Raw genomic sequence first — 11,407 nt, forward strand, 5'->3', positions numbered from 1 at the left:
TCCCTCTACAAATGATTAGAGATGGTTCATAATGAAGAAAAAGGGAAGGAGTGTTCGCTAAAATGACCGTAACCTTTCATGTAGGTCGCTCGGGAACGGGCAAAAGTGAGCGAATGATCCAAGAGGTGATTCGAGAACTGAAGCAAAATCCGAGTGGACCGACAATATATATTCTCGTTCCGGACCAGATGTCATTTGAAATGGAGAAGAAAATGGCATCGGTAGATGGTCTTCGCGGCTCGACACGCATCCAGGTTCTCTCGATGCGTCGACTCGCATTTTTGATGATGCGAGATGCGGGCGTTGCGACAGACCGATTCTTAGATCAGACCGGTACTCACCTGTTATTGAGAAGAGTAGTCGAAATGCGTGAGGAGCGATTGACCCTCTTCCGTCGAACGATGAATCAGTTCGGGTTTTATGAAGAATTGAACCAATTGATTTCGATGTTGAAGCGAGGGCTTGTTGAACCGGAGCACTTGTTGCGGTTAAGTGAACAAGCGCAGCATCGGGCCTTGAAGTTGCAAGATCTATCCATCATCTACGAAGGATTTTTAAAGATGACAGAAGGCAAGTCGCTTCATGCCGAAGACTACTTCAACGTCATGTTGCAAATTTTGCCGGAAACCGACTTGACGGGTGTTCGGGTTTACGTGGACGGCTTTAATGAATTTTCAGAACAGGAATTGGCTGTTCTCGTCGCGCTCGCAGAAAAAGTCGATGTCGATCTGTTACTGACACTTGATCCGGTTTCGATGTATCGTCTCGACCCGTTATTTGGACCGACACAACGCACGCTCATGCGCTTGAAAGAATTGTTAACGGAACGACAGATTCCCTCGGAGGATCACGCGTATGAAACTGTATATCGTCATACCCATCCGAGTCTTCAATATTTAGAGGCGACGTTTGATCAACTGACGGCGGAACCATATAGCGGGGCGGAGAACCGTGTCGATTTACATGCTGCTGTTGACCGGACTGTCGAAGTAGAGGCGGCCGTTCGAGAAATCATCCGACTCACTCGTGAAGAAGGATATCGGTACCGGGACATCGCGCTCATTTCACGATCGCTCGAAGAATATGGAGATTTGGCTTCTCAAGCGTTACAAAAGATGGGACTTCCATACTTTCTCGATGAACGGCAACCGATGCTTGACCATCCTCTCGTTGAATTATTGAAGGCCAGTATCGATATCGCCTTACGAGGTTATCGGGAAGAATCTGTCTTTCGCGCGCTAAAGACGGAGCTCGTCGTCCTTGACCCAACGCATCGACGTACGTCCGTCGACCGTCTCGAAGCGTTTGTAATCGAACGAGGAATCAAACACTATCATTGGCACGATGAATGGCAATTGCGTCGTCGAACGGGTGAAGAAGCAAGACTCACGAGTGAGGAGCTAGATACCGAGGCCGAATTGAACCGTTATCGGGAACGTGTCATTCACACATTTGACCCGTTACTGTCGGATTTGAAGCAAGCGAAGACGATGCAAGCGTACACACATGCCATGTATGCTTTTTTAGAGCGAATCGGTGTTTCCGATTGTCTGACACATTGGCGCGACGAGGCGATAGAAGAAGCAGAGTTACTCGAAGCTCGCGAACATACCCAGGTCTGGGACGCGGTCTTACATTTGCTTGAACAGTTAGAGGCAGCGGCTCCAGAAGAGACATTGTCAACGGATCTTTTCTTACAGATGATGGACACGGGTTTAGACAGCCTCCGCTACGCCTTGATTCCCCCATCACTCGACCAATTGACGGTGACGGACTATGTGCGTGGGCGATTGATCGATAAGAAAGTCGTCTTCTTGCTCGGGGCGAATGAAGATCAAATCCCGCTCGTCACGACACAATCGAAACTCTTGACCGATCACGATTTAGATTTCATGCATGAGAATGGTCTTCGTGCCGGAAAGGCGACAGAACATCTGTTTGATGATGAAACGTATTACTTATACAAAGCTGTGACAGCACCGAGTGATCGTCTCTATATCAGTTATGCTCTTGTAGACAGAACGGGGAAGGCGGTTCAGCCAGCGCGCTTCATCGCGGATTTAAAAGCTCGACTTCACCAACATGTGATCAAGACGCATTTCGCAGAAGCGGGGGAACACCGACCACGAGAGCAATATGCATTCTTGACGAACGTGAACCAGACGGCTGCGGTAACGGCACTTGAACTTCAACGTTTAAGTCGTCATTATCCGATTCAAGATATGTGGTTTGCCGTCTATAACGAATTGCTAAAACTTCCAGAGGGACGGGAACGTTTGCAGTTGTTGACGAGTGCATTGTTCTATCAAAACATTCCAAAGTCACTAGACGACCAGGTCGCAAAGTCCCTATATACCCCATCGATTCGGGCAAGTGTCTCACGACTTGAGACGTTCCAAGCCTGTCCGTTCAAACATTTCGCAAGTTATGGGTTGCGTCTGAAAGAACGTCGATTGTATCGACTCGAGGCACCGGATATCGGGAATCTCTATCATCGAACAATCGAACATATGTCCCAGACCGTGAAGATGGACGGCAAAGAATGGCGAGATGTGGCACCTGATGAATGTGTGAACTTAGCGGAACAGGCAGTTGAACTCGTGACACCCGAGATTCAGCATGCGATTTTGATGAGTTCGAACCGATACGCCTATCTAAAGAAAAAATTGACAGACGTCGTGAGTAAGACGGCAGAAGTGTTGATTGAACAATCAAAACGAGATGGCTTTGACCCGAAAGCGTTTGAACTGGCATTCGGAAGCGGTCAATTCCCTCCAGTGTCGTTCACACTATCGAATGGAGCAACGTGTGAATTGATTGGTCGGATCGACCGGGTCGACACCGCGATGGTCCACGACCAACTGTACGTCCGAATCGTCGACTACAAATCGAGCAAGCGAGAAGTTGATTTTTCGGAAATTTATTACGGTCTTGCGATGCAGATGCTCATTTATTTAAAAGTATTGATTGAACAGGCAGAGGTATGGACGAAAGAAAATGTGGCACCGGCAGCGGCGCTTTATTTCCACGTTCACCGTCCACTCGTTCCACCGTCTAGCTCTGAAGAAGAAACACGACAGAAAGTATTGGAGTCGTATCAAATGCAGGGGTTGTTAGTAGATGACCCGGACATTTTAGAGATGATGGACCGCACTGCGAAAGGCTCATCAAAAAAATCAATCGTCATTCCTGTTAAATACAAAAAAGATGGCTCACCTGACGCCAACACGTTGAAAAAGATTGTGACGCCTCCGCAACTCGAACAGTTGATGGACCATGCGTTTGACGTCGTCAAAGCGAGTGCTGAAGACATGTATAAAGGTAAAATCGACGTAGAGCCCTATGAGTATAAAGAACGACGCCCGTGTCAGACATGTCCGTACCAAAGTGTTTGTCATTTCGATGAGGCGCTCTCGAACGAGCCTCGTAAATTGAAGAAGCTCGAGAAAGAGGAAGTATTTGAAGAGTTAGGAGGCGATGACCGTGAAATGGACGAATGATCAGTTCGCCGCAATCGAAGCGCGAGGGAGCCACGTACTCGTCTCGGCTGCGGCCGGATCGGGGAAGACGGCAGTTCTCGTCGAGCGGTTGTCTAGTCGATTGCTTGATGAAACGGATGAACTCACGGCAGACCGAATGCTCGTCGTCACCTTTACGAATGCGGCAGCGGCAGAAATGAAACGGCGGATTGCGAAGGCGCTTGAGGAAGCACTTCGCGACGACCCGACGAATGAGTATATCCGAAAACAGCGACAAATGTTGAATCGGGCGCTCATCACAACCATTCATTCATTTTGTCTCGAGGTGATTCGTGAAAATTATTATTTGTTGGACTTAGACCCAGCATTCAAGATTGCGGAAGAACGAGATCTCGTATTGTTGCAGGATGATGTGTTAGAAGAGGTTCTTGAGGATGAGTACGGAAAGCAGGATACCGATTTTTTCGCTCTTGTCGATGCGTATACGTCAGACCGTGGTGACAGTGAAATCGAGGATTTGATCCTCGGCTTATATCACTATGCACGCACCTTGCCGGATCCTGATGCCTATTTAGACAAACTTGTTTCCATGTACACGTTTGGAGAAGATCCTGATGAGGAGGCAATCTTGATCGAGTTTGGCCAAATGTTGTGGGATGACATTGAAAAAGCAGTACGAGATCTTCGGAAACTTGAAGCGGAGCTTCGGGTCGCCGGGTATGAACCCCAGTCGGAAAACATCCGGCAAGCGATTTTCCCATTCGAACAACTTGAAGGGGAGACGATTGTCTGGAGTGAGCTCGAGACGGCGGCTCGTGCGATGAAGTTTGGAACGATGAAAGCTGTTCCGAAAAAAGAGGAGCACCAGATTTACCACGAGGTCCTCAAACCAGCCTACGACCAAGCGAAGAAAAAATTGACGGCAGCGGTCGAACAGGCTCGGGTCAGCGGGGCAGACTTATTGGAGAGCGTCTCGATGCAACAGCCACTCGTTGAAACACTCGTTCGAACCGTCCGTTCGTTCGGTCAATCATATGAGCAGGCAAAGCGTGATCGTGCCTTTGTCGATTTCAGTGACTTGGAACATTATGCGCTCGCCATTTTACGACAAGATGGGGGACCTTCCGATGTCGCGGCGCTCTATAAGGAACGTTTCGCTGAAGTACTCGTTGATGAATACCAAGATACGAATGAGATTCAAGAAACCATCATCAATCTGGTTGCGAATGAACGAGAGGAAGTCGGGAACTTATTCATGGTGGGCGACATCAAGCAATCGATTTATCGATTCCGCCACGCAGAACCGGGTCTTTTCATTGATAAAGCGACGCGCTTTAGACAGGAGAACACGGGGAAACGAATCGACCTATCCCAAAACTTTCGAAGTCGAGCAGAAGTCCTTTACGGGATCAACGATTTGTTCGTTCAGCTTATGGACGAAGAGGTCGGTGAAATTGCGTATGATGAGGCGGCCCAACTTGTTCCGGGACGTGAGTATGAACCGATTCAAGCGGACCCTGAGTTTATTTTGATTGATGGAGCGAGTCGTGAGTTATCGAAGCAAGAAGTCGAAGGACGAGCGATTGCAACGCGAATCTTAGAACTCGTATCGGGGGACGAACCGTTTAAAGTGACAGATGAATCAACCGGTCAGCTCCGAAACTGTGAATATCGTGATATCGTGATTCTCGTACGTTCGAAAAAAGAACGTGTGGAGCAACTGATGGATATTTTGACACAATACAATATCCCAGCCTATACGGATTCAGATGGCGGCTATTTTCAAGCAACCGAGATTCGGATGATCCTCGCTCTCTTAAAAGTGATTGATAACCCGCTTCAAGACATCCCACTCGCCGGTGCGCTTCGCTCCCCGATGTTTCGTTTCGATGATAGCGAGTTGGCGCGGATTCGACTTGAATCAGAGGATTCTTTCTATGAGGCGCTCAAGGCGAAAGCGGATGACGATGATGAGCTTGGAGTAAAATGTGGCGATATGCTTGACCGCCTCTCCCGCTGGCGCACGTATGCACGAAATCATAGCTTGTCCGAATTGATTCAACAATTATTCAATGACACCGGGTTTTATGACTTCTCAGGCGGGTTGCCTGGAGGAAAAGGGCGTCAGGAAAACTTGAAGGCGCTCTATGATCGGGCACTCGCTTACGAACGTAGCGGCTATCGTGGCCTCTATCGCTTCTTGCGTGTGATGGATCGTCTACAAGATACCGGTGAAGATTTGTCAGAGGCACGGTCACTCGGGGACGAGGAGAATGTCGTTCGCATCATGACTGTGCATAAGTCGAAAGGTCTTGAGTTTCCAGTGACCATCGTCGCCCAACTCGGGAAACAGTTTAACAAACGCGATCAAATGCAACGTATCATTTTCCACAAACAATACGGAATCTCGCTCGATGCGATTGATGTCGTGACACGCACGAAATCGGAAACGTTCGTGAAAGAAATGATTCGACGGGATTTAGACGCGACGATGAAAGCGGAAGAGATGCGAGTCCTTTATGTCGCCTTGACGCGAGCGAAAGAAAAACTGATTCTCGTGGGAACAGTAGGTGAACCACTCAAACACCTTCAGCAGTGGCTTCAGGTCGGACAAGCGGGAGACGTGTTGGCGAGTGAGGCCAGACGAGAGGCAAAAACGTATCTCGACTGGGTTGCGCCGGCGCTCTTACGTCTGCCAGGTGCTACCTCGTTTATTGAATCATTCGGCTTCACGGTCCCCTCTACTTTCCAAGAGTCGACTTCGTGGAATTATCGTGTCATTGGAGAAGCAGACCTTGCGGAGATTGCGACCCTGCAAGAGATGATGGCACAGCTACATCACGTGCAGCGATTTGAAGCAATTGATTTTCCGATTCAAAACGAAGAAGAGACGGTTCGTGCCGTACACCGGGCTTTGACCTACACGTATCCTGCCCAAGATGCGGTGCGTACGGCGGCCAAACAAACGGTGACCGAATTGAAACGGGCGATGCAACTCGAACAAGCCGCCTTCGAAGACCCGGTTCGTCCGGTCGATACCCCTTATCGGGAACCGAAATGGCGTCAAGTCAAACAGACCGGAGCAGAGCGCGGGACGACGTTACATTTGATCTTCCAATTGGCCGACCCGAATCAACCGATTCTCGAGCAAATTGAGAAATGGGAGATGCAAGGAATGCTCAGCCCGGTCGAGGCCGAGACGGCACGTTTGGCTCTGCCTGACATTGAAGCGTTTTTCCAAACGGAGGTCGGGCAGGCGCTTGCCGATGCCCTTGAACGTGGGACAGCTTGGCGCGAGTTACCGTTCACTTATACGGTTCCAGCTGAACGAGTCAATCCGGATGGACACTTCACGGATGAGCACGTCTTGATTCAAGGGATTATTGATTGTCTCTATTTCGATGGGGAATCTTACGTACTATTGGATTACAAATCAGATGCTGTCACCCATCTATCCGACTCTAAGGAAGACGCACATGAGCGTTTGCGAGATCGGTATGCTATTCAGTTGCAGTTGTATCGAGAGGCAATCGAAACCATTTGGAACATTCGTGTTGAACGAACGCTGATTTACTCGTTAGATTTACAGGAAATTGTGACCGTGGCAACGTCATAAACCGATTTGAAAAGAGTGATGTCATGTTGATGGCATCGCTCTTTTTTTATGTGCTCATTCACATTCAATTTCGTTGACAATCTAAACAGAGAGGAGTAATTTATTTTATATAAGTAATTGTTCCATATAGAACAATTCGACACGGAACGATAAAGGAGTGAACAAGTTGAACGAGACAAATACAAATCGAGCACGGGAGATGATGCAATCCTTTTGGCGAGTGCAACGTGTATTAGTTCGTCTCATGCATCAGACGGCGCAGCAAAACGATCTCACGTTGCCTCAATTGCATGGTCTGATGATGTTGAATGAACAGGGTGCGATTACGCAAAAAGAATTGGTCAGGCGTACGAAGATGCCTAAGAGTACATTAAGCCAATCGTTAGACGGTCTTGTGGAAAAAGGACTGATTCGACGTGATGTCAATCCAGACAATCGACGGGAAGTCGTCTTGACGATTGATACATCCGGCAAACGCTTGATTGAGGAGATTGAGCAACAGGAACAAGGCACAGAGCAACAATTGAATCAAATCTTGTCACGCCTTGATGAGGAAACGTATCGTCATATGATTGAAGCACATCAACAAATTGCAAATGAACTGAATGAAGGGCATACAGAATGCGAGGGAGGATGTCGGCATGATTAAGCTGTTAAAGCGTCTGATTACTTATAAATGGGCAGTACTGATGGTCTTACTATTTGTGTTCGCTCAGTCATTGGCAGATTTGTTTTTACCGACGCTGATGGCAGATATTATCGATAAAGGGGTTGTCACAGGAGATACCGCATACATTTGGCAAATGGGAGGGGTCATGCTTGGAGTGACGGGACTCGGCGCCCTTGCTGCCGTCGTGGCCAGTTTCTATTCCTCGAAGGCGGCGATGGGATTTGGCCGCGACTTACGCAGACGTGTGTTCAATCATGTGGAACGTTTCTCGCTTGAAGAGTTTGATCGTGTCGGAACGGCCTCGCTCATCACGCGAACGACAAATGACATCACGCAAGTTCAACAAGTCATTATCATGATGCTTCGTATGGTCGTCAGTGCACCGATTATGTTTGTCGGTGGATTGATCATGGCGACCTCGAAAGACGCAAAACTGTCACTCGTCATCATTGCAGCGATGCCTGTATTGGTCATCTCGATTCTCCTTATCTTCTGGAAGGCGATGCCACTCTTTAAAAAAGTACAAAAACGATTGGATCGGCTCAATCTCGTTCTCCGCGAAAATTTGACAGGCATCCGTGTCATTCGAGCGTTTAACCGTGAAAAAGAAGAGCAAGTTCGAATGACAGAGGCGAATGAACAATTGACAGACGTCTCGATTAAAGTGAACCAAATCATGGCCTTCCTAATGCCGGTCATGATGCTCGTGATGAACTTGACGGTCGTTGGTGTCATTTGGTTCGGAGGAATTCGCATCGATAATGGCGCGATGCAAATCGGAGACTTGATGGCGTTCATTCAATATGTGATGCAAATCATGTTCGCACTCGTCATGGCATCGGTCATGTTCATCATGGTTCCACGGGCATCGGTTTCAGCAAACCGAATCAACGAGGTGCTCGAGATGAAACCATCCCTTGTGGATGATGGAACGAAAACTGTAGACAAAGAACGAGGGACGCTCGTATTTGATGATGTGACGTTCTATTATCCTGGAGCTGAAGAACCGGCATTATCCGATATCAGTTTTTCGGCAAAGCCAGGAGAAATCACTGCGGTGATTGGTGGAACCGGATCCGGCAAATCGACGCTCGTCAATTTGATTCCTCGATTTTACGATGTGACGTCTGGTCACATCCGCGTAAACGGTATGGATCTCAAAGAAGTTCCTCAAGAAACGCTTCGTTCAAAAATCGGATTTGTTCCACAAAAGGCGCTACTTTTCACGGGTACGATCGCAGAGAGTATTCGATACGGAAAAGCCGATGCGACGATGGAAGAAGTTGTACATGCCGCATCTATCGCGCAGGCGACGGATTTTATCGAAAGGATGCCAGACCGATATGAGGCTGTGATCGAACAAGGCGGATCGAACGTGTCGGGCGGGCAGAAACAACGTCTCTCGATTGCAAGAGCGCTCGTACGGAAACCTGATTTGTATGTATTCGACGACAGTTTCTCGGCACTTGATTTTAAAACGGATGCTGCGCTTCGGAAGGCGTTAAAAGAAGAAACGAAAGAAGCGACGGTATTGATTGTCGCGCAACGCGTCAGCACCATCATGGATGCCGATCGCATCATCGTGTTAGAAGAAGGGAAAGTCGCTGGAATCGGGACGCATGAGGAATTGTTTGCGACGAATGCGGTTTATCAAGAAATCGTGAAGTCACAATTGTCTGAGGAGGAAATCGCATGAGTGAGAAACAAGCGAATACGAGACAAACTCATGGCGGACACGGTGGGCCAGGAGGTCCTGGCGGTGGAAACATGATGATGACGGGAGAAAAGCCGAAGGAGTTCAAAGTGACATTCCGTCGCCTGCTCGCCTATTTAAAACCACGGCGCAACACATTGATTGCAGTCTTCGTCGCAGCGATCTTAAGCACAATTTTTATGATTGCCGGTCCAAAAATCATGGGAATCGCCATCACAGAATTGTTTGAAGGCGCCTATGCCAAATTTACGGGTGTACCAGGAGCAGAGATTGATTTCACGAGAATCGGTCAAATCTTGTCACTCCTCGCTGGTCTTTACGTGATCAGCAGCCTGTTCAACTACGTGCAACAATACTTGATGTCTGGAGTTGCCCAAAAAACGGTGTATGACTTACGAGAAGACGTCAATAAAAAGTTAGAGCGACTACCGCTTAAATATTATGACGGTCGTTCAAACGGGGAAACGTTAAGTCGGGTGACGAACGATATTGACTTGATTGGGAGTACGCTACAACAAAGTGTGACGTCATTCATCACCTCGATTGTCACCATCATCGGGATTTTGATTATGATGCTGTCAATCAGTCCACTGTTGACGGTCATCTCTCTCGTCTCATTACCGCTCACCATCTTTGCGATTCGTCCGATTTTAAAACGGTCACAACGATATTTCTCGGATCAACAGCGTCACCTCGGACGATTGAACGGTCACGTAGAAGAAATGTATACCGGACACGCGGTCGTTAAAGCGTTTGGTCGTGAAGAGACAGCTGTGCGTGAGTTCGAGGAAGTGAATGAAGAACTTTACGATGCCGGAAGAAAAGCACAATTCATTTCCGGTATTATCATGCCGATGACGATGTTCATCGGAAATATCAGTTACGTGTTAATCAGTGTAGTCGGTGGGATTTTGGTCACACAACGCAGCATCTCTATCGGGGATATCCAAGCGTTTATCACATATACACGCCAGTTCACTCAACCGATCACCCAGACAGCGAATATTGCAAATATTGTCCAGTCAACCGTTGCGGCGGCAGAGCGAGTTTTCGAATTGTTAGATGAAGAGGAAGAAGTAAAAGAGGTCACGACGTATCGATTAGAGCGCGCTGAAGGAAATGTTGCATTCCGTCATGTCGACTTCGGATACGGGGACAATCTACTCATTCAAGATATGAACCTCGATGTGTTGACAGGACAAACGGTAGCCATCGTCGGTCCGACAGGTGCCGGAAAAACGACATTGATTAATCTGCTCATGCGCTTCTATGAGTTGAACGATGGAGAGATTTTAATCGACGGGAAAGACTCGCGGCAAATGTCGAGACACGATTTGCGTCATACGTTCGGGATGGTCTTACAAGACACTTGGCTCTTTAATGGAACGATTCGTGACAATATCGCCTACGGGAAAACAGGTGCGACAGAGTCTGAAATCGTCAATGCGGCGAAAACGGCCCATGCAGATTCGTTTATCCGAACGTTGCCTGACGGATATGACACTGTGTTGAATGAAGAGGCCAATAACATTTCACAAGGTCAAAAACAGTTATTGACGATTGCGCGAGCAGTGCTTGCCAACCCGCCAATCATGATTTTAGACGAAGCGACATCGAGTGTTGATACGCGTACCGAGATTTTGATTCAACAGGCGATGAAGCGGTTGATGGACGGTCGGACGAGTTTCGTCATCGCGCACCGATTATCGACCATCAAAGATGCAGATTTGATATTGGTGATGGATCAAGGTCGAGTCATTGAACAAGGGACGCATGAATCGCTTCTCGAAGCGGGTGGTTTTTATGAAGATCTTTACAATAGTCAGTTCGCTGAAAAAGAAGTCGTATAACTGGAATACAGGTTTTAGGACAATGTGATTAGGCAAAAGACGTACGAAGATGAGTTTCGTACGTCTTTTTATTTTGTG

Annotated in this window: 5 protein-coding genes; all 5 read left to right on the forward strand. The window is 47.9% G+C overall.

Annotation, left to right across the window (positions count from 1 at the left end):
• The first annotated feature begins 62 nt into the window (after nucleotides 1-62).
• The 5 genes from addB to KNO94_RS08355 all read left to right on the forward strand — a co-directional run bounded on the left by addB (nucleotide 63) and on the right by KNO94_RS08355 (nucleotide 11,329).
• A complete protein-coding gene (addB, locus tag KNO94_RS08335; RefSeq protein WP_214778811.1) occupies nucleotides 63-3,500 on the forward strand; it encodes a helicase-exonuclease AddAB subunit AddB in 3,438 nt (1,145 codons plus the stop codon).
• Nucleotides 3,478-7,095 (forward strand): helicase-exonuclease AddAB subunit AddA, encoded by a 3,618-nt coding sequence (gene addA, locus KNO94_RS08340; protein ID WP_214778813.1) that lies wholly within the window; start codon nucleotides 3,478-3,480, stop codon nucleotides 7,093-7,095. The genes addB and addA overlap by 23 nt, the downstream gene beginning before the upstream one ends.
• A 157-nt stretch (nucleotides 7,096-7,252) precedes the next feature.
• Nucleotides 7,253-7,744, forward strand: a complete 492-nt coding sequence (locus KNO94_RS08345) for a MarR family winged helix-turn-helix transcriptional regulator (protein ID WP_353047836.1) — start codon at nucleotides 7,253-7,255, stop codon at nucleotides 7,742-7,744.
• Nucleotides 7,737-9,461, forward strand: coding sequence for an ABC transporter ATP-binding protein (locus KNO94_RS08350; RefSeq protein ID WP_214778818.1), 1,725 nt, complete (start codon nucleotides 7,737-7,739; stop codon nucleotides 9,459-9,461). Before KNO94_RS08345 ends, KNO94_RS08350 begins: the two co-directional genes overlap by 8 nt.
• Entirely contained in the window at nucleotides 9,458-11,329 is a 1,872-nt protein-coding gene (locus KNO94_RS08355) for an ABC transporter ATP-binding protein (protein WP_285800783.1), read from the forward strand. Before KNO94_RS08350 ends, KNO94_RS08355 begins: the two co-directional genes overlap by 4 nt.
• Nucleotides 11,330-11,407: the final 78 nt, after the last annotated feature.

It is taken from the genome of Exiguobacterium sp. s22, from assembly GCF_018617455.1.
In the GTDB taxonomy this organism is placed as follows: domain Bacteria; phylum Bacillota; class Bacilli; order Exiguobacteriales; family Exiguobacteriaceae; genus Exiguobacterium.

What these genes read in the sequence shown, in the direction of transcription:
- addB (WP_214778811.1), top strand. Translation starts at nt 63, where the DNA reads ATGACCGTAACCTTTCATGTAGGTCGCTCGGGAACGGGCAAAAGTGAG.
- addA (WP_214778813.1), top strand. Translation starts at nt 3,478, where the DNA reads ATGACCGTGAAATGGACGAATGATCAGTTCGCCGCAATCGAAGCGCGA.
- KNO94_RS08350 (WP_214778818.1), top strand. Translation starts at nt 7,737, where the DNA reads ATGATTAAGCTGTTAAAGCGTCTGATTACTTATAAATGGGCAGTACTG.
- KNO94_RS08355 (WP_285800783.1), top strand. Translation starts at nt 9,458, where the DNA reads ATGAGTGAGAAACAAGCGAATACGAGACAAACTCATGGCGGACACGGT.